Raw genomic sequence first — 20,906 nt, 5'->3', positions numbered from 1 at the left:
ACACAAAAAGCAGTCCAACGACGCAAACAGCGAGGAGTAAAAATCAATGAAGAAACAAGTTTATATCATCTCACACAGCCACTGGGATCGGGAATGGTACATGCCTTACGAACAGCATCACATGCGGCTAGTGGAATTGATGGATGATCTTTTAGAATTAATTGAAAATGACCCTGAGTTCCACAGCTTCCATCTAGATGGACAGACGATCATCTTGGATGACTATTTAGAAGTGCGGCCTGAAAAACGCGAGGCGGTCAAAGCGGCCATCCAACAAGGGAAATTACAGATCGGTCCGTTTTATATTTTGCAAGATGACTTTTTGATCAGTGCCGAATCAAACACCCGTAATATGCTGATTGGAATGGCAGAAAGCAAAAAGTGGGGCACCCCCGTTATGTTGGGGTATTTCCCAGATACCTTCGGCAATATGGGACAAACTCCGCAAATGATGCTGCAAGCCAATCTTGAAAGTGCTGCATTTGGGCGTGGCGTCAAACCGATCGGCTTTGACAACGAAGTTTTACCCGATGATCAATTTACTTCCCAATATTCTGAAATGCATTGGGAAGGTCCAGATGGCAGTCAAATCTTTGGTCTACTCTTTGCCAACTGGTACTCCAATGGCAATGAGATTCCAGTGGATAAAGCAGAAGCCAAAGCTTTTTGGACACAAAAACTGCAAGATGTAGAAAAATTTGGTGCCACCAATCATTACTTAATGATGAATGGGGTCGATCATCAACCCGTCCAAAAAGACATTTCGGCAGCGATTCGTACAGCCAACGAGCTATTCCCAGAGTATGAATTCAAACACGCCAGCTTTACCGAATACCTTGAAGCGGTGCAAGCAGATCTGCCAGATGACCTAGGAACTGTCACAGGTGAATTGACCAGTCAAGAAACCGATGGTTGGTATACTCTAGCCAATACCGCCTCTTCCCGAGTTTATCTAAAACAATGGAATACAAAGGTTTCCCGCCAATTAGAAAATGTTGCGGAGCCATTAGCAACTATGGCTTATGAAGCAAGCGGCAGCTATCCTCACGATATGTTGGATCATGCGTGGAAAACCCTGATGCAAAATCATCCTCACGACAGTATCTGCGGCTGTTCAGTGGACGAAGTACACCGAGAAATGATGCCGCGGTTTGAAAAAGCCAATGAAATCGGCAAGTTCGTGGCAGATGAAGCGTTACGCAATTTAGTAGCAGCCATCGACACGAGCCAGTTTCCTGAGGAGAGTCGCCCCTTCGTGGTCTTCAACACCACTGGCAGCACCCGTTCTGGTTTAGTGGAAGTCGTGATCGAACTTGAGCGTAAAACATTCCGTGAAGGATTGCCAAGCAAGCTTTACCACGAATTGTTGGCGAAGCCAAAAGGTTCTTATTCGGTGATCGATGAAGAGGGGAACCCTGTTGCTGCGATCATTAGTGAAGAAGAGGTTCTTTTTGACTATGAATTGCCTAAAGATGCTTTTCGGATTCCTTTCATGAAACGCTTTGTCAAGGTCCAAGTTGAAGCAAATCAGTTGCCAGAATTTTCATGGCAGACCTTTGCCCTAGTAGAAAAAGCCGCTACGCCAGTAGAGAGCGCCCCGATCGTTTCAGAAGGAGGGCGCAAACTTGCCAACGTACATTTGGAAGCCGTCATTACTGAAAACGGCAGCTTGACGATTACAGACAAAGTAACCCAAAAAACGTATCGCAATTTACTGGTTTTCGAGGATGTGGGGGATATCGCCAATGAGTACATCTTCAAACAACCAGAAGGGGATCAAGCAATCTTATCGACACAATTTCCGCATCACGTGACGATCGAACAAAACGATCCACTGGTGGGGATCGTGCGACTGACGCAAGAATTGCAGATTCCCGTTTCAGCAGATGACCGTTTGTTAGAAGAACAAAAAGCTGTCGTCGATTTCCGTTTCCGTAAGGCACAGCGGAGTCAAGAATTGGTTGCTTTCAAGATCGAGACGGAGATCCGTTTAGAACGAACCAGCAACCGCCTGGCATTTAAAACCACCGTCAACAACCAAAGCAAAGATCACCGACTGCGAGTGTTATTCCCAACAGGGATCATCACGAATTTCCATGAAGCTGACAGCATTTATGAAGTCGTAAAACGGCCGAATCAGGTTTCCAGTCATTGGGAAAACCCAACAAATCCGCAGCATCAGCACGCCTTTGTCAACTTGCATGATGAAACTAGCGGCATGACGGTTTCTAATTTTGGTTTGAACGAATATGAAATCGTGAAGGATCAGATCTGCTTGACCTTGTTGCGCTGTACGGGAGAGCTAGGCGATTGGGGCTACTTCCCAACACCAGAAGCGCAATGCTTAGGCAGCCACACCTTTGAATACGGCGTAGCCTGTCATGGAGCTCCTGAAGAACGTTATGAAACGTATCGCCAAGCACAAGCTGCCCAAGTTCCTTGGACGGCAAGTCAGACCGACAAGCATCAAGGCAAGCTAGCCAGCAGCAACCAATACATGGAAGCTCATGGATCGACGGTAGCTATCACCGCCTTAAAACGCAATTGCCAAGACCAGCAGATCGTTTTGCGGGGCTATAATTTGGCGGATCAAGCCACTGCCTTTCACGTGCAAAAAGAGCAGGCGACGCTCTGTCTGTTGAACCTTTTAGAGGAAGAGCAAGCATCGACCATCAATGAGCAATTACACCCATATGAAATTCGTACCATTGGAGTAAAGGAGTGAGAAATGATGGTTTATGGAGGAATTGAAGCCGGCGGCACAAAAATGATTTGTGCCGTTGCCGATGACCAGTTGACGATTATCGCCCAAGAGTCGATCCCAACGACAACACCAGAGGAAACGTTAGCGGCGATCTTTGCCTTTTTCGATCCCTACGATCTCGTGTCATTAGGGGTCGGTTCCTTTGGTCCGATCGGGATCGATCCAACCCAAGCGACCTATGGCCACATACTAGCGACGCCGAAACAGGGCTGGCAGCAGTTCGATTTTCTCGGTGCATTGAAGAAGCGCTACCCAGAGACAGCATTTGCTTGGACAACAGATGTCAATGCTGCCGCTTATGGGGAATTACGCCAAGGAGCTGCGCAAGGCAAAGACAGCTGTGTCTATTTGACAGTAGGAACCGGCATTGGCGCAGGAGTCGTTCGTGAAGGAAAGATTTTCGAGGGGATCGGTCATCCAGAAATCGGTCATACCTATGTCAAACGCCACATTGAAGATACGTATGCTGGTACATGCCCGTATCACGGCGACTGTCTGGAAGGATTAGCCGCAGGGCCTTCTTTAGAAGGACGTACGGGGATTAAAGGACAAGACTTGCCGCAAGCGCACGAGATTTGGGGGTTGCAGGCCTTTTATCTAGGGCAAGCGCTGGTCAATATCACGTTGACCTTAGCACCTGAGAAAATCATTTTAGGCGGTGGGGTCATGAATCAGCCGCATCTACTCGCTCAAATCCAACAAGCCTTCCAAAAACAAATGGCAGGCTATATGGAGACACCACCAGTGGAAGACTACATCGTCACTTGGGGCTTGCCGAACAAAAGCGGGATTATCGGCTGTCTCTTGTTAGGCAAAGAGCAGGTGACTGCCCATGACTAACCTGCATTTTCCTAAAGATTTTTGGTGGGGAGCCGCCGCCAGCGGTCCGCAAACTGAAGGACGAACGGCCGATGATGGCAAAGGCGATTCGATTTGGGACTATTGGTACGCAACGGAGCCAGAACGTTTTTATCAAAAACGGGGACCAAAAGATACCGTCCAGCTGCTGCAGCGTTACCCAGAAGATGTGGCGTTGATGAAAGAGATCGGCTTTAATTCTTTTCGAACCTCGATCCAGTGGAGTCGCTTGCTGCCAGAAGGAAGAGGGGCGGTCAATCAACAAGCGGTGGCGTTTTATCGCGAGTACTTCGCCACTTTGATCGAAAATGGCATCGAACCCTTCATCAATTTGTATCATTTTGATATGCCGATGGCACTGCAAAAAGAAGGCGGCTGGCTCAATCGCGAGACTGTCACAGCATTTGCAGATTATGCTGCTTTGTGTTTTGAGTTGTTCGGTGATCAAGTCCGTCATTGGTTCACGCAAAATGAACCGATCGTGCCAGTGGAGATGGGGTATTTGTATCAACAGCATTACCCAGCAGAAATCAACTTGGCACATGCGGTGCAAGTCGGCTACCATGAAGCACTCGCCAGCGCCTTAGCGATCCAACGCTTCCGTCAATCTCAGCAATCAGGCGAAATCGGCATCATCTTGAATTTGACACCGACTTATCCGAAAGATCCGAACGATGAAAAAGATGTCCAAGCGGCGCAACTGGCAGATGCCTTTTTTAACCGATCCTTCTTAGATCCAGCGGTCAAAGGCACCTTTCCTGTAGAATTGATCGCTGTCTTAAACGAGTTGGCGATCATGCCAGAAACCAGAGCGGAAGATTTGCAGATCATTAAAGAAAACACGGTAGATCTCTTAGGGGTCAACTATTATCAGCCACGGCGGGTGCAGCAAAAGCGTTCTGCCAAAACAGCGGACACACCAATGCCAGAAGATTACTTCGATGTGTATGATTGGCCAGAAAAGAAAATCAATCCCCATCGAGGCTGGGAGATCTATGAACGAGGCATCTATGATACCTTGATCAACCTACGAGACAACTACGGCAATATCCCCTGTTATATTTCAGAAAACGGCATGGGGGTCGAAGATGAAACACGCTTTATCGATGCCAGCGGTCAGATCCAAGATGAGTACCGCATCACCTTTATCAAAGATCATTTGCGGTATGTTCACCAAGCCATCCAAGAAGGCAGCCAGTGCCGCGGGTATCACATGTGGACCTGCATGGACAATTGGTCTTGGCTGAATGAATTCAAAAATCGTTACGGGTTTATTGCTGTCGATTTGGCTACCCAAAAACGGACCATCAAAAAGTCTGGTGAGTGGTTCCACGAAGTGATTCTACAAAACGGCTTTGTCGACTGATCATTCATAAAAAACAAATCAATGAAGCGTCCTATCTTGCAAAAGGTAGGACGTTTTTCAGGTTTTTAGAGAATAAAAACAAAATATAAACAAAGACCTTTAATTTGTTTCATTTTATCTTTAGTTTGTTCCTTATTTTTTAGGGATGAAAGCGTTATTCTAGTAGCATGAAGGAGATGATGAGATGTGAAGAAAAAGGGGTTTTGGAGGAATGTCTGGCAATACAAAGCATTGATATTGATGGCTTTGCCAGGTGTTGTCTGGTTTATCTTTTTTTTCTATATACCTGTATTCGCAAATGTGGTGGCGTTCAAAGATTTCCACATTTCACCAGACGGCTTTTTTGCCAGTTTGAAACAAAGCCCATGGGTCGGCTTTGATAACTTTAAATTTTTATTTGCATCCAATGATGCTTGGCTGATCACTAGAAATACCCTACTCTACAATATCGTATTTTTAGCATTCAACCTATTCTTTGCGATTGCCTTTGCCATTATTATGAGTGAGCTGCGCAATAAGCGCTTGGTAAAAGTGTATCACACGATGTCCCTGTTGCCGTACTTCCTTTCTTGGGTGGTTATTTCGTACTTTGTCTATGCCTTTTTGAGTCCAGACAAAGGGATCATCAACCAATGGATCACGGGTATGGGCGGTGAAGGAATCAACTGGTATGCTGATCCGAAATGGTGGCCGTTTATTTTCGTCTTTATGAATGTCTGGAAGAGCTTAGGCTACAACAGCATCATCTATTATGCGTCAGTGGTCGGGATTGATCAGACGTATTACGAAGCCGCGATGGTCGATGGCGCCAGCAAATGGCAGCAGATCAAAAATGTGACGTTGCCACAGCTGATTCCAATGATTTCTGTTTTGTTGATTTTGAACATCGGTGGGATCTTCCGTGCCGACTTCGGACTTTTCTATCAAGTCCCACGAAACTCTGGGGCGTTGTACCAAGTCACCTCCGTTTTAGATACGTACATTTATAATGGACTGACTGCCACAGGCGACTTCGGGATGACCGCAGCTGCCGGCCTTTATCAATCAGTGGTTGGGGCATTACTATTACTAACAGCGAATTTGGTTGTTCGTAAACTAGAACCAGATTCAGCATTATTCTAAGGAGGATGGATAAATGAAGAAAAAAGTAACGAAAGTCGAGATCCGCTCCTTTAACCCAACGGTCAACCTGATTTTTAATATCGTGATCGGTCTGTTCGCGATTTCCTGTGTCTTGCCGTTTCTCTTTGTGATCGCGATCTCATTGACCAGTGAAACCTCTTTGGCAGAAAACGGCTATCGCTTTTGGCCACAAGAATTTTCGTTCGCAGCGTATACCTACCTGTTTAGCGGACAAATGAGCAGCAAAATTTTCCAAGCATTTGGCGTATCTATTTTTATCACTGTTTTTGGTACCTTCGTCAATGCAACGATGACTTCGCTCTATGCCTATGTCATCTCTCGCTCAAATTTTCCATTCCGTCGTTTCTTTACGATCTTCGCTTTGATCACCATGTTGTTTGCGCCAGGGATGGTTGCCAATTACTTGGTGATGGTCAACTTGATCCAATTGAAAGACACGATTTGGGCGTTGATTTTACCCCTTGCCTTAGGGCCTTTTAATATCCTTGTTATGCGGACCTTCTTTAAAAAGACGGTACCAGATAGTATTATAGAATCTGCGCGCATCGACGGTGCCAGCGAAATGAAGATTTTTCTGTCCATCGTGTTGCCGTTAGCGGTTCCAGGGATCGCAACGATCAGTCTATTTGCCGCTCTTGGGTATTGGAACGACTGGTTCAATGCATTGCTGTATATTCAAAAAGACTCTTTAGTGCCGTTACAAGCACTTTTGATGCGGATTCAAAGCAACTTGGATTATCTAGCCAAAAGCTCCGGCATGGCTGCCCAGATCCAAGGTGGTTTGGCCGCTTTGCCAAGCGAAACTGCTCGCATGGCAATCGTTGTTGTTGCAACCTTACCGATTGCGATCACCTATCCATTCTTCCAACGGTATTTTGTCGGTGGTCTGACAATTGGTGGCGTCAAAGAATAATCAAATAAGTATAGGGAGGAAACAAAAATGAATTTGTGGAAAAAAACAGCTTTTGCTGGGATGGCCGCAGCGGCAACTTTGGGAATGGCTGCCTGTGGGTCGAACGGCGCAACATCCGATTCAGAAAACAATGCAGACGGCGTAACGACTTTATTGATGTATCAAGTCGGGGACAAGCCAGAAAACTTTGATCAATTAATGGAGATCGCCAATAAACGCATTGAAGAAAAAACCAACGCTCGCATCGATCTGCAGTATATCGGCTGGGGTGATTGGGATCAAAAAATGAGTACCATCATTTCATCGGGTGAAAACTACGATATTTCCTTTGCCTCAAACTATGTTGCGAATGCGCAAAAAGGCGCGTATGCAGATTTGACGGAGTTAGCACCAAAATATGCCAAAGAAGCGTATGATCAATTAGACGAATCTTATATCAAAGGCAATACGATCGACGGAAAATTATATGCCTTTCCAGTCAATGGCAATATTTATGCCCAACAAGTCTTGACCTTCAATAAAGAGTATTTAGATAAATATGATTTGGATATTAGCGGGATCGAATCTTATGCAGATGCCGAAGACGTGTTGAAGAAGTTTAAAGAAGAAGAACCAAACATCGCACCGTTTGCGATCGGACAAACCTTTAATGTTTCTGGAAACTATGATTATGTGATCGGGAAAGATTACCCATTTGCTGTTAAATTGGACGGCGATACAACGAAGATCATCAATCAATACGAAGATGATGAACAAATGGAAAACTTGAAATTGATGCACAAATGGTACAACGAAGGCTTGATCCCAACTGATGCAGCCACTAATACGACTGGTTACCCATTAGAAGGCAACACATGGTTCATGCGTGAAGAAACCCAAGGACCAATGGATTACGGCGATACGATCTTAAGCAATGCCGCAGGTCATGAATTGGTTTCACGTCCAATCACGAAACAATTAAAATCAACAGGCCAAGCGCAAATGGCAAACTTTGTCGTAGCGAATGTTTCGAAAAACAAAGAAAAAGCAGTGGAAGTGTTGGGCTTGTTGAACAGCGATCCTGAATTGTTGAATGGATTGGTTTGGGGTGTTGAAGGCGAAGCATGGGAAAAAATCGAGGGCGAAGACAACAAAATCCGTCTCCTTGATGGCTACTTGCCAAATACCCGGATGGCTGCTTGGAACACTGGGAACAACATGATCCTTTATACACAAGAATCCATCACAGACGATATGATCAAAGAGCGTGATGAAAATATTGCTAACGCTGAAGCATCACCAATCTTAGGGTTCAACTTCAAGACTGATAATGTGAAAACAGAAATCACGAATATCGCCAATGTCATGAACCGTTACAAAGCAAGTTTAGCAACGGGAACGATCGATCCAGAAGAAAATGTTCCGAAACTAAACGAAGAATTAAAAACCGCTGGCTGGGAGAAGGTCCGCGATGAAATGCAAAAACAATTTGATGAGTATCGTGCAAGCCAAGAATAAGCAACAGGCGCCGCTCACCAATCAATAGATCAAGTAAGCCGGAGGCTAAACGCATCAGGACCAATGGTTCCCACGTCTAGCTTCTGGCTGCTTTTTCTTTAAAGTAAATAGCGAAATCTTTGATGGAAAAATAACGTTACTTTTGTTTTTTAACCTTCAAGCAGCAAGCATGGAGCATCTAAAACGTACATAGCATTAAAAGATTCTCAGGTAGCTTGAGTAGGAAGCTAAAATCATGCTACATTTTCGATAGGGAACAAATAAGGGAGGAATTTTAAATGGAAGAAACAGCAAATAGTGGGTTGGTCAAGGGCTTTCGCTTGATTTGGGCGATCGTGAAGTTGAATTTGTTTTTCGTCGTATTGACATTGGCAGGTGGCGGAATCTTAGGGATCGGTCCAGCGTTTCATACCATTAGTACCTTGATCCATGAAGAAGGACTAAATTATGAGCAGCAAAGCTTTCGCAGCGCATGGCGCATTTGGCGCAGCGTCTTTGTCAAAGCCAATAAACAGTTTTATCTTTTCTTCCTACTGACAGGTTTCTTAGTGTATAACTTGTATTTAGCTACCCAGATCCAAGGCTTGATTTGGCTGATGATCTCTTTTGTTTTAGTTGTCGTCAGCGGATTGAGTATCTTACTGTACTTACTAAGTGTGGTTTTTGACACATCCTATGAGATTTCCTTGTGGAATAACCTGAAATTGTCCTTTGTGTGTCTGTTTCTTCATATGGCAACCTTTCTAAAATTGTTAGTGGGGATTGCCAGTATTTTCGCTTTTACTTGGATGATGAAAGGGCTCTTGCTCTTTGGAACCTTCAGTCTATTGATTTTGTGGTGCCACGTGGCGATCAGTCAGGAAAAAACCGTCATTGATCGGGACTTGGCACATGACTAAGCAGCGCTTTCGTTTGTTTAAACATGACTTTTTGATCAATCAGTTGATGCAGTTGTATAGCGTCCTTTTGGTGATCATCTCGATTATTATCATGCTGGTTCTGACGGCATATACTGGGGCAGACCGCTTCAATAGCAGCGAACGCCTCGTGGAAGCTACCAGTATGCAGCTGGATGCATACGTGCAGGATCAAAACGCGGTCGTTTCAACGGTATTAGGCGAATTTACCAGTTCGGATACTGCTTTTGAATCGCTGCGCAATTATTTACAGCTTTCATTGCCAGACTATTTTTCTTATAGTAATGATATTTTTCGCCAGACGGGTCAAAGTGTGTATTTGCCAAACATCCTCTATCGCTTGATCCGTAATCATCCTAGTATCGAAGAGATCATTATTCAACTGGATGAAAGCAATGAGACACTAGTGGCAACCCCAGATACACCTTATGGAGAAAAACGCAGCGGCAAGCAGATCGATTTGAAAAATCGTCTGTTTTTTGTTCGTTCGATCGCCCAACCAAGTAATTATGCGCAACCGTTAGGGCAAGTCTACGTGATTTTTCACTCAGACGATGTCTTAGCCAATCGACAAGAAGACAACCAAGCGCATGGTATCAACAGTTTTTTGTATACCTCCAATGGTCAGCGGCTATACAAGGATGCCGCGAACCTTAGCAAGCAGACCTTAGCGAAAATTGATCAGGCGGTGGCTCATGGAACTATTCACGACACTCTGTCGAAAGACTTTTATATCAAAAAACAAACGACCGTCAGCGGAGAGTTGTCACTGATCTTGTTGTCAAAAGGCGTGATCTGGCGGGATATTTTTTCCAGTGCCATTTGGATTTTTAGCTTTGGGATTGGGATTCTCTTATTGGTCCTATGGGTGCTCCATCGGACCTTCAAGCGCTATACCTCGCAAGTACAGCAGATCGTCTATGCGACGAAAGAAGTCAGTCAAGGAAATTTTGATAAGCGGATCGATACCGCCAATGTCCAACAAGAGCTGAAAGAAATCGCAGAAGCCATCAATCAAATGACTTACAGTATCAACGAGTATATCAAAGATATCTACACGCTAGAGATCAAACAACGGGATGCCGATATGCGGGCGCTGCAAGCACAGATCAATCCGCATTTTCTGTATAACACGTTAGAATACATTCGAATGTATGCCTTGAGTCGCAACCAAGAAGAGCTGGCGGATGTCGTCTATGCCTTTTCGGCACTGCTACGGAACAATACGACGCAAGAAAAGACGAAGACCTTAAAAGAAGAAATCGATTTTTGTGAAAAATATGTCTACTTGTTTCAGATGCGCTACCCAGATAAGATCGCCTATCATGTAACCATCGATTCGGCATTAGAACAGTTGGAATTGCCGAAGTTCACGCTGCAGCCGCTTGTCGAAAACTATTTTGTTCACGGCATCGATTATCAGCGCAATGATAATGCCATCAGTATCAAGGCTTATAAAGAAGTCGATCAGATCGTGATTGAGGTCAAAGACAACGGCAAAGGCGCAGATTCACAGCAGTTGGCGATGATCCAAGAAGAACTGCAAAATCAGGAGATCGGAGCCCAAACCTCAATCGGGATCAAAAATGTTCATGAACGGTTGCGGGGTATGTTCAACAGCGCCTATCAAATGGACGTTGCATCTCAGGCAGGTGCTGGGTTTACGGTCAAGATCCGCTTAGATGAGAAACGTTTGCAAAGGGGGCATGAGACAGATGTATAAAGCAATGTTCGTTGATGATGAATACATGATCTTGCAGGGGCTGCAAATGATCTTGCCTTGGCAAGAACTGGGCTTTGAAGTGGTGCATACAGCGAAAAGTGCTAGTGAAGCCCTCGAGTACTTGCAAGAGCATTCCGTTGATTTGCTGATCACGGATATTCGGATGCCAGAAATGAATGGCATCGATATGATCCGCCAAGCACAAGCGTTTGGGAATCGATTTTTCTCGATCATTCTATCAGGCTATCAGGAGTTTGCCTTTGTCAAACAAGGCATGGCGTTAGGTGTGCGTAATTATCTCGTCAAACCTGTTAACAAAGAAGAACTACGCAGCAGTGTACAAGCAATTGCAGCTGAGTTAGAGGAGCAGCAAAAACTGTTGGCAGAAAAAGAACTGTATCAAGAATCAAGCCTGCTGCTTTGGTTGAATGATGAATTGAACGAAAGCGAGTACCTCCATTTGCTGGCGCAACAGCGGGTGCCACTAGCAGCACCCTTTACCGTTTTGCAGTTCAATGGGACTGCTGAGATCTTACAAAAAATCACGACGTTTTTTCAGCAACACGATCAGCCATTGATCTTACCAGGGCGATTAGATGAAAACCAAGTGATCATTACTGCTGCTGGACCAAGGCAGCAAATCAACGCTGACCTAAAAGCACTGGCACAGCAGCTCAATAGTACAGACTGGCAGTTGATCATGAGCGAAACCATCAACGAGTGGGAGAATTTGTATAAAGCCTATGAAAAAATCAAACAGGTTCAGTCACTGCAAGCCTTCTACCCAGATCTGTTCTTACAAGAACAGACGATCCACGTGGATATTTTAGAGCGAAACGAAGAACTCCCGTTTCTGTCTTTTAACAAAGCACTGACCATTGGGGATGTCAAAACGATCCAACATGAGCTGGATAAAATGTTCGCTATTTTGGAACAAACCCAAGCAGACCCTGAGCATGTTCGCTATGTTTCGTTCTTGTTGTTCAACGATATTTATCGGCAGTTACCAGTACTTTCTCATGAAAACCATGAACAAATTTTGGCACGGATTCGTGAGTCTAATACACTGGCAGATTTGCGGCAGCTCTTTGATGATGTGCTGGAGCTGGCGAAATCGCAGCCGCCGCAAAAACGCTATTCAGAGATCGTTCAAAAGACGATCCAGTTGATCGAAGAAGGCTATACCCATGATTTGACGGTCAAATCAGCGGCTGAAGAACTGCATGTCAGTGTCGTTTATTTGGGGCAGCTCTTTAAGAAAGAAACGGAAATGAGTTTTAATCAGTACGTCAATCTGGTGCGGATCAAGCAAGCCCAGCAGCTGCTGCTTCATTCGAAAGCCACGATCAGTGAGATCGGCGATCGTATTGGTTACAACAATACCAACTATTTTTCCAAAATGTTTAAGAAATTGAATGGTCTGACCCCCAAAGAGTTTCGCGATACTTATGAACAGCATTATGAATCCCTTGATTGAATTTAGATTTCTTCAAAAAAAATCTGGTTTTTGTGATTAAATGATAGTAATTGTGACGCTTTCACGGTAAACTAAGAGAGGAAAAATAAAGAAGAGAGCGTGATGTTGTGAAAGAAACCAAAAAATTTGCACAAGTTTTGATAGGTACCGGGCTGATTGCGTTGGCCATTTCCTTATTGATCACCGCCCATCAAGGATATGATACGATCAGTACGTTTTTACTAGGAATTTTGAATTTCGTCGATGTCCCTTTTTGGATTGCCAGTTTGTGTTTTAATATTATTGTTTTGTTGATCGTTGCAGTCTTTGATCGTGCTGAATTAGGCATTGGCAGTTTTATCAACGGGATTGGCTTAGGCCTGTTGATTGGGATCTTTGAACCAGTGATGGACAAAGTATCGATTCATTTGCCTTTTTATCCTTGGATCGCTATTTTCGCTGCACCGATCTTATTTGGGATCGGCGCTGGTATCTACGTTTCTTCCAACAAAGGATCAGCGGCGTTAGAAGCCTTGACTGCCTTGATCTACAAACGAAGCAAATTGACGCAAAAAACGATCCGTATCGGCTTGGATGCAGCCATGGTCTTGATCGGTTTTGCGTTAGGCGCCAGTGTTGGGTTAGGTACTCTCTTGTGTATCGTCTTTATTGGCCCAATCTTTGAAGCCACCATGAAAACCATCGCTGCTCGGAAGAAAAACGCCTAGCCTTGAAAATAAGTCGGAAAAAGCTGTCTGTGAGGACAGCTTTTTTGCTGCTTCCATTTAAGGGAATTATCTGAAGGAAGAAAAATCCTGATTTCCTTAAGATTCTCTGGGTAAAAAAAGTGTTTTCTCCATGGTTACTGTCTTATTGGACTTGGTATACTGATAAGACGAGTAAAGGAGAAGTGAAAATGAAAAGTTATCGTTCGACGATTGCGGCTTGCTTTGTAGGGTACATCGTTCAAGCCGTCATCAATAATTTTGCCCCCTTATTATTTTTGACCTTTCAAAGCCAATACCAGCTACCGATCAGCCAGATTACTTTGCTGGTTAGTTTTAACTTTTTGACCCAGTTAGCTGTCGATTTTGCAGCAATCTTTTTTGTAGACCGCATCGGCTATCGAGTGTCGATCGTAGCCGCGCATTTTTTTGCAGCGATCGGCTTGATTGGTCTAGCCGTTTTTCCCTTATGGTTTCCGACCCCGTTTAGCGGATTGTTAGCAGCGGTTTTGTTGTATGCCATTGGCGGTGGCTTGCTGGAAGTCTTAGTCAGTCCCATCGTTGAAGCCTGTCCAACGAAACATAAGGAAAAAACGATGAGCATGCTGCACTCGTTTTATTGCTGGGGGTACGTGGGGGTCGTTTTGTTATCAACGGCGTTCTTCATGGTGTTCGGTATTCAACAGTGGCCGATTTTGGCGATCATCTGGGCGCTGATCCCGTTGGTCAATTTGTTTTTCTTTACCAAAGTCCCGTTGGCGCCAATCGTTGCCGAAGGAGAACGAGGGTTGACCACTCGGCAGCTCTTTTCCTTGAAAAGCTTTTGGCTGTTTCTGGTGATGATGGTCTGTGCTGGAGCCAGCGAACAAGCAGTCAGCCAATGGGCATCGACCTTTGCCGAACAGGGCTTAGGCGTTAGTAAGACGCTAGGCGATTTAGCAGGGCCAATGGTTTTTGCCTTGATGATGGGGATCTCCCGCTTGCTTTACGGCAAGTTTGGGGAACGCATCGATTTGAAACGCTTTATGTTTTTGAGTGTTTTGCTTTGCCTACTGGCGTATATGATGATCGGCTTTGCTTCATTGCCATTGATCGGGTTCCTTGGCTGCGGCTTAAGCGGTTTTGCCGTAGGGATCATGTGGCCAGGGGTCTTTAGTCTTTCTGCGCAATACATTCGCAACGGCGGAACGGCGCTATTTGCTTATTTGGCATTAGCAGGAGATTTAGGGTGTTCAATCGGACCCGCTGTCGTCGGCAGTATCGTCGAATGGACGGGACAACAGCTGCAGGTTGGGATTCTAGGGGCGATCGTTTTCCCGATCATCTTGCTGGCAGGAATTTATTTGGTTCAACAAATGCACAAAAAACGACAGCTTCCGTTGCTGGTTTTTCAAGAATCCACAAAAGAATAAAAAAATTTTGGAGCAAATGCCGTCTTTTCATGGTATTTGCTTTTTGTTTTCTGAAATTCCTCTAGTCAAGATAGTTTCTATCCGCTATACTTTGACTTATTCATTTAAAAAGGAAGTGATGTTGTGAAAAGTCAATTGAAAAAAGAAATCAGTTTTTTTGGGGCATTATCGACAGTAATGGGAACGGTGATCGGCGCCGGCGTGTTTTTCAAAGCAGCGGCTGTGGTCCAGCAGACCCAATCCACCGGTTTGACCTTGTTGGTCTGGCTGCTTGCCGGCTTTCTAACGATTTGCGGCGGTTTGACGGTGGCGGAGTTAGCGACGGCGATTCCTGAGACTGGCGGACCCATTCGATATATTGAAAGAATTTATGGAAAATTACCCTCCTTTTTATTAGGCTGGGCACAAAGTATCATTTACTTTCCAGCGAACGTGGCGGCTTTAAGTATTATTTTTGCGACCCAGTGTTTGAACTTATTTCATCTACCCAGCAATTATTTGCTTCCTTTATCGATTTTGACCGGAACGAGTGTGACCTTGATCAATCTTTTGGGAACAAAAGCCGCTGCTCAAGTCCAGTCCATCACGTTAGCAGTCAAGCTGATCCCGATTGCGGTGATCATCGTGGCGGGCCTGTTGACACCAGGGCAAGTATCGGTCTCATTGGTGGATTTTTCTTCCAATACTCAAGGATCGCTTGCAGCTGGCATCAGTAGTGCCCTCTTAGCAACCCTTTTTGCTTATGACGGTTGGATGGGAGTCGGTAATGTCGCTGGGGAAATGAAGCGACCTGAAAAAGATTTACCAAAAGCCATCATCTTTGGGTTGAGTTTTGTTACCTTGGTGTATGTGTTGATCAATGTTGCCTTTTTAAAAACATTGCCGATCGATCAAATCGCTGGTAATTTGAACAGTGCCTCAGAAACTGCGATGGCCTTGTTTGGCAGCTTTGGCGGAAAACTGGTCACGATCGGTATCCTGATCTCTGTGTATGGCGCATTGAACGGCTATACAATGACTGGCTTGCGGGTCCCATATGCCATGGCGTTGGAAGATGAGATTCCTTTCAGCAAGACCTTTGCCACTTTAAGTAAAACCACCAATGCACCCTATGCGGCGGCTTTTTTACAATTAGGGATCGCGTGTATCATGATGCTTTTAGGCACCTTTGATCTCTTGACCGATATGCTGGTTTTTGTTATGTGGTTCTTTAGTGTATTATTGTTTGTAGGGGTTTTTCGTTTGCGAAAAACAGAACCGCAGATGAAGCGTCCGTATAAAGTTCCCTTCTATCCAATCATTCCCTTGATTGCGATCTTAGGTGGTTGTTTTATCTTGATTATGACCTTGATCACTGACACGTGGTTAGCAGTCGTGGGAATTGGCGTGACGTTACTAGGAATTCCCGTTTTTTATGGAAAAGCAAAAGGAAAAGCGAGAGGAGCGAAAGAATGAAGATCGTTGTACTTGATGGCTATGCGTTGAATCCAGGAGATTTGTCTTGGCAAGGGTTTGAAGAATTAGGAGAGGTGACGGTGTATGATCGTACCTCGTATACAGATAAACAAGAAATTATTGAGCGAATCGGCGATGCCGAAGCAATTTTGACAAATAAAACGCCGATCACCGCAGATGTGCTCAAAGCATGTCCGCAATTGACCTACATTGGGGTCTTGGCAACTGGATACAATGTCGTTGATTTGGCAGCAGCGAAGGAACAGGGAATCACCGTGACCAATATTCCTAGCTACAGTACCAATGCAGTGGCACAAGCGACCTTTGCTTTGCTGCTGGAAGTGACGAATCAAGTGGGACACCATAATCGTTCCGTGCATCAGGGCGACTGGCAAACCAGCAAAGATTTTTCTTATTGGCAGACACCCTTGATGGAATTGGCAGGCAAAACGATTGGGCTGATTGGATATGGTGCGATTGCTCAAGCAGTTGCCACGATCGCTCATGCGTTTCAGTTGAAGGTGATCTACTTTAATCATCGACCAAAACCAGCACAAGCGGATTGGGCAAAACAAGTTTCGCTGGCGGAATTGTATCAAGAAGCAGATATCATCAGCCTTCATGTTCCGCAGTTTCTTGAGACAGAAAAAATGATCGATCGCACAGCATTGGCACAAATGAAATCTTCTGCGATCCTGATCAATACCGCCCGTGGCGGCTTGATCGATGAAGCGGCAGTTGCTGAAGCGCTGCAAACTGGGCAGATTGCAGCCTTGGCGGCAGATGTCGTTTCAAAAGAACCGATCGCAGCTGACAATCCCTTATTACAGGCGCCAAATTGCTATTTGACACCGCATATCGCTTGGGCACCCGTCGAAACGCGGCGTCGCTTGATGGGGATCGCTGTGGCGAACTTAAGCGGCTTTAAAGCAGGTACACCGCAAAATGTCGTGTAAGCAAAACGAGCAAGTAAAAGGACTTTGACAAAGCAGGCGACTAGCAAAGCAGTTAGTCTCGCCGACACAGTAACCATTTCGACCAGTCATCCAGCCTCACAAGGTGATTGGTCGTAGACTGGTGGTTTGTCTAAGTCTTTTTTTGCTGAAAATGAAAGGAGACGGTCTTGAAAAAGTATTATTATCTAGCGGCCTTTGTTAGCTTGCTGGTCTTAAGCTGGCTGATCCAAACCCAAAGTAGCCGCTTTTATGCACAGCCGATCATAGAAGTACAAACGGTTCAAGCCACCGCCGACCAGCAGCAGATCCAAGGGATCATTCGTAACGGAGAAGAAGCTGGGGTACTACGGACAGTCACTACGCAATACACCCCGAACGGTGCGATTCATCCGTTGTATCAGACCGGACAACAGCTGCTTTTGCAAAAAGAAGGGGATGGCTGGCAGGTACAAGCACAAAAACGGGATGGGTATCTCTTTTTCTTCCTTGCCTTATTTTTGATGGCAGTAGTCGCAATTGGTGGCAAAAAGGGCTTGCGGGCTTTACTTAGTATCTTTGTGAATACTGGCTTGCTGCTCCTTTTTCTTTGGTTTCACAAAGGCAACAGCTCCTTTTCATTGGTCTTTTTGATGATCGTTTTTACGATCGTCTCGTTGGTTTTGACGATGGGGATTTCCTATGGCTTTCGTACGATCGACAGCCGCAAAATCATTGCCTCGTTAGCCAGCATCCTCTTGGCGTTTTTTCTCTGTCGGTTCGCCATGGATCTTTTGCAAGATCATGGGTTGCGCTATGAAGAAATGTCGTTTCTGACCCGTCCGTATCGCAGTGTCTATCTAGGGAGTCTGCTGATTGGCGCGATTGGTGCCAGCATGGACAATATCGTCATGCTGATTGCCAGTCTAGATGAGATCCAGCGCATTAATCCCCAGACTAGCCGCAAGGAACGATTAGCGATCGGTCGGTCCATCGCGCAAGATACGACTTCTTCGATGATCAATGTCTTGTTGTTTGCTTATTTAAGTGGGAGTATGCCAGCGCTATTGTTTTACCTAGCAAATGGCTGGCTGCTGTCGCAAGCATTGCCGATGCATCTTTCTTTAGAAATAGTGCGTACATTATGCGGCGGCTTTGCGCTAGTTTTATCGGTACCGTTGACGCTCCTTTGCTTTGAACTACAAAGGAGGAAAGCAAAATGAATGTTTTGTTTGTGTTGATCTTGCTTTTTCTCTTGCTGACCTTCGCTGTTTTTCGGATCGAAGGGCTGTTTCAAGTCACTGGTCTGTTTATGAATGTGGCTGTCTTTCTAGCGCTGCTGGTCCTGATTGACCGAGGGGCACCGATCTTACCAGCGGCTTGTGTTGCCTTTTTAGCCGTGGCGGCGATCACCTTGTTTTTCGTGAACGGCGTCAATCAGAAAACCAAAATTGCCTTTGTCTGTGTGTTGGTCTTTCTAGGGCTTTTTCTACTACTATTTCCGCTTGTGCTCTCTGCAATGAATCTGCATGGGTTTTCGGCAGAGGAACTGGATGAGTTGGCGATGTATTCCTTTGATGTAGCCATCGATTTTAAGACATTGATGACTGCGATCATTTTGATGAGTTTTTCGGGGGCGGTGGCAGATGGGAGTATGGCGATCAGCACTGCGACCTATGAACTTTTTCAAGCAAACCCGCAAGTCTCGATCAAGGCATTAAGTAAAAGTAGTATGACCGTGGTATCAGACGTATTGTCTTCAACGATCAATACCTTATTGTTTGCCTTTATGGGAAGTAATCTGGCGTTGATTGCGTGGTTTCAAGATTTGTCGATCTCCTTTGGTGAAATGATCAATTCGAAGGCGTTCGTCTCAGAATTGGTCGTTTGTTTGATCACGGGTCTGGCAGCGGTGATTATTTTACCCATCACCGCATGGGCAGCGAGTTGGTATTTTTTGAAAAGAAACCGAATGGAATAGGAAGGAGCGCAACCACCATGGAACCACTAATTGAAACTAAGCGATTAGTGCTGCGAGAAATGAGTCATGACGATCGACCAGCGATTGAAAAGATTTTGCAAGATCCAGAAGTTATGATTGCCTATGAAGGACCCTTCAGTGAGCAAGAAGTCACTGGTTGGATCGACAAACAGCTGCAACGCTATCAAAACGATCACATTGGCTTGTGGCTAGTGATTGAGAAAGCATCAGGGCAAGCGATCGGTCAATGCGGGTTGACATGGCAAGACGTCAAGGGAGAAGCCGTTTTAGAAATTGGGTACTTGTTTCAAAAGAACTTCTGGCATCATGGGTTTGCCACAGAAGCCGCCCAGGCTTGTAAAGACTATGCGTTTGCAACGCTGAATGCCGCCATTGTTTATTCGATCATTCGTGAGACCAATCAAGCCTCCATAAATGTGGCATTGCGCAATGGAATGAAGCTGGTGGATCGCTTTGTCAAACACTATCGGCAAGTGGACATGCCGCATCTTGTGTATGCTGTGGCGAAAGAGATGTGAAAAACGTAAGAATGCTTTTTTCGATTTAGACAATGAAACGCCCTTAGAAAGTTAGCTTTTTCTAACTTTCTAGGGGCGTTTTTTATGCTTGCGTAAAGCTTTTTCGTTCGATGAGTTCAGCCCCTAAAAGGACTGTTTTGGTGATCGCTCGAGGATGAACGATCTGATCCACCAATAAATCGATCGCGGTTTTGGCGATTTCCTCCACATCAATTTTAAACGTTGTTAGAGGGGGAGCCACAAATTTTGCGATCTCATTGTCGTTGATACTGATTAATTCCAAGCGATCAGGAATGATGATGGATCGTTCATTTAACGCTTGGAGCACACCAACTGCGATGGTGTCAGAAGCCACAAAGAGCGCCTCTGGCAAATTATCACCAAGGGATTCCACCATTTTTTTCGCCAAACGATAGCCGGTTTCAACGGAAAAATTGCCACCACTAAATAAGAACGCCTCATCGAGCGCATCTCGACGAGCCAGCGTTTGACGGAAGATGACCTCGCGACTATCCATTTCTGCACGTTGGGTATCAGGATTTAGATAAGCACCACCAATAAAGCCGATCTTTCGGTATCCTTTTGTTAAAAATAGCTCGATCGCCAGTTGCGTCATTCGATCAGTATCAGGTTTGACCGTATCGAACAGCTCTGGACAGGGGTTGATTTCCAAAAGGACGCCATAGGGGCAAACGGATTTGAACTGCTGCGTTTCTTTCTCAGTGAAAGAGCCAATCCCAATAAATCCGGCGACTTCTTGCAGTGTTTCTAAAACATCATCTTCATGGGTGATCAGTTGAATTTCCAAATTGTTGATTTTCGCATATTTTTCTAAAGAGATACGCAATTGTCGAAAATAGACATCTTGCAGCTCTTCTTGTTCTGTCAGCCAGAAAAGGACGGCGATTTTTTCTAGTGTTGTTTTTATTTTTGAGCGATCATAACCTAGTGATAAAGCGGTATGAATAATTTTTTGACGCGTATCGGCTGCGATCGACAACGATTCGTCGCCTTTCAATAATCGGGAAACAGTCGCTTGTGAAAAGCCTGATTGCTCGGCAATTTTTTTTATTGTAACCAATCTTCTTCACCTCTTTCTTCTAGTATACGCTAACAACTTTACCAAGTAAATAAATTTACTAAATATATTTACTCAATAGTGAAAGTTTAGAGCGTGGAGGTATTTTGAAAAATTATTTGTGAGATAAACCTTGATTTTATCCGT

17 protein-coding genes are annotated in these 20,906 nt (G+C 44.9%); 16 read left to right on the top strand and 1 reads right to left on the bottom strand.

Annotation, left to right across the window (positions count from 1 at the left end):
- Window positions 1-46 precede the first annotated feature (46 nt).
- The 16 genes from A5883_RS10350 (at window position 47) to A5883_RS10275 (ending at window position 19,681) form a co-directional block, all read left to right on the top strand.
- On the top strand, window positions 47-2,725 hold the full coding sequence (locus tag A5883_RS10350) for an alpha-mannosidase (RefSeq protein WP_016608262.1): 2,679 nt from the start codon (window positions 47-49) through the stop codon (window positions 2,723-2,725).
- Window positions 2,726-2,728: 3 nt separating this feature from the next.
- On the top strand, window positions 2,729-3,604 hold the full coding sequence (locus A5883_RS10345; protein WP_016608261.1) for an ROK family protein: 876 nt from the start codon (window positions 2,729-2,731) through the stop codon (window positions 3,602-3,604).
- Window positions 3,597-4,988, top strand: coding sequence for a glycoside hydrolase family 1 protein (locus tag A5883_RS10340; protein ID WP_016608260.1), 1,392 nt, complete (start codon window positions 3,597-3,599; stop codon window positions 4,986-4,988). The genes A5883_RS10345 and A5883_RS10340 overlap by 8 nt, the downstream gene beginning before the upstream one ends.
- A 240-nt stretch (window positions 4,989-5,228) precedes the next feature.
- The gene (locus tag A5883_RS10335) at window positions 5,229-6,110 is read left to right on the top strand and encodes an ABC transporter permease (protein ID WP_086294872.1); all 882 of its coding nucleotides are present in this window, start codon (window positions 5,229-5,231) and stop codon (window positions 6,108-6,110) included.
- A 13-nt stretch (window positions 6,111-6,123) separates the two neighbouring features.
- Entirely contained in the window at window positions 6,124-7,044 is a 921-nt protein-coding gene (locus tag A5883_RS10330) for a carbohydrate ABC transporter permease (protein ID WP_005225516.1), read from the top strand.
- A gap of 27 nt (window positions 7,045-7,071) precedes the next feature.
- On the top strand, window positions 7,072-8,541 hold the full coding sequence (locus A5883_RS10325) for an ABC transporter substrate-binding protein (protein ID WP_005225517.1): 1,470 nt from the start codon (window positions 7,072-7,074) through the stop codon (window positions 8,539-8,541).
- 278 nt (window positions 8,542-8,819) lie between these two features.
- Window positions 8,820-9,440 (top strand): DUF624 domain-containing protein, encoded by a 621-nt coding sequence (locus tag A5883_RS10320; RefSeq protein WP_016608259.1) that lies wholly within the window; start codon window positions 8,820-8,822, stop codon window positions 9,438-9,440.
- Window positions 9,433-11,181, top strand: coding sequence for a sensor histidine kinase (locus A5883_RS10315; RefSeq protein WP_005231214.1), 1,749 nt, complete (start codon window positions 9,433-9,435; stop codon window positions 11,179-11,181). The genes A5883_RS10320 and A5883_RS10315 overlap by 8 nt, the downstream gene beginning before the upstream one ends.
- The gene (locus A5883_RS10310) at window positions 11,174-12,658 is read left to right on the top strand and encodes a response regulator transcription factor (RefSeq protein ID WP_005225520.1); all 1,485 of its coding nucleotides are present in this window, start codon (window positions 11,174-11,176) and stop codon (window positions 12,656-12,658) included. Before A5883_RS10315 ends, A5883_RS10310 begins: the two co-directional genes overlap by 8 nt.
- A 107-nt stretch (window positions 12,659-12,765) precedes the next feature.
- On the top strand, window positions 12,766-13,365 hold the full coding sequence (locus A5883_RS10305; RefSeq protein ID WP_005225521.1) for a YczE/YyaS/YitT family protein: 600 nt from the start codon (window positions 12,766-12,768) through the stop codon (window positions 13,363-13,365).
- A gap of 188 nt (window positions 13,366-13,553) precedes the next feature.
- Window positions 13,554-14,774: an MFS transporter gene (locus A5883_RS10300; RefSeq protein ID WP_034857672.1), complete on the top strand. Its 1,221-nt coding sequence runs from the start codon at window positions 13,554-13,556 to the stop codon at window positions 14,772-14,774.
- A 123-nt stretch (window positions 14,775-14,897) separates the two neighbouring features.
- Complete coding sequence (locus A5883_RS10295; protein ID WP_016608255.1) at window positions 14,898-16,229, top strand: APC family permease; 1,332 nt, start codon at window positions 14,898-14,900, stop codon at window positions 16,227-16,229.
- A complete protein-coding gene (locus tag A5883_RS10290) occupies window positions 16,226-17,185 on the top strand; it encodes a D-2-hydroxyacid dehydrogenase (RefSeq protein ID WP_016608254.1) in 960 nt (319 codons plus the stop codon). The genes A5883_RS10295 and A5883_RS10290 overlap by 4 nt, the downstream gene beginning before the upstream one ends.
- Before the next feature lie 167 nt (window positions 17,186-17,352).
- Entirely contained in the window at window positions 17,353-18,384 is a 1,032-nt protein-coding gene (locus tag A5883_RS10285; protein ID WP_086338484.1) for a YibE/F family protein, read from the top strand.
- The gene (locus A5883_RS10280; RefSeq protein WP_074932163.1) at window positions 18,381-19,142 is read left to right on the top strand and encodes a YibE/F family protein; all 762 of its coding nucleotides are present in this window, start codon (window positions 18,381-18,383) and stop codon (window positions 19,140-19,142) included. The genes A5883_RS10285 and A5883_RS10280 overlap by 4 nt, the downstream gene beginning before the upstream one ends.
- A gap of 17 nt (window positions 19,143-19,159) precedes the next feature.
- A complete protein-coding gene (locus A5883_RS10275) occupies window positions 19,160-19,681 on the top strand; it encodes a GNAT family N-acetyltransferase (protein ID WP_034857670.1) in 522 nt (173 codons plus the stop codon).
- An 82-nt stretch (window positions 19,682-19,763) separates the two neighbouring features.
- Here the strand turns inward: A5883_RS10275 and A5883_RS10270 are convergent, their stop codons facing one another.
- Complete coding sequence (locus A5883_RS10270; protein ID WP_086338483.1) at window positions 19,764-20,762, bottom strand: LacI family DNA-binding transcriptional regulator; 999 nt, start codon at window positions 20,760-20,762, stop codon at window positions 19,764-19,766.
- Window positions 20,763-20,906: the final 144 nt, after the last annotated feature.

This window comes from Enterococcus sp. 5B3_DIV0040 (genome assembly GCF_002140755.1).
Classification (GTDB): Bacteria; Bacillota; Bacilli; order Lactobacillales; family Enterococcaceae; genus Enterococcus_D; species Enterococcus_D casseliflavus.
Note: the sequence above shows the minus strand (reverse complement) of the source record. Positions and strands in the feature narration are given on the sequence as shown.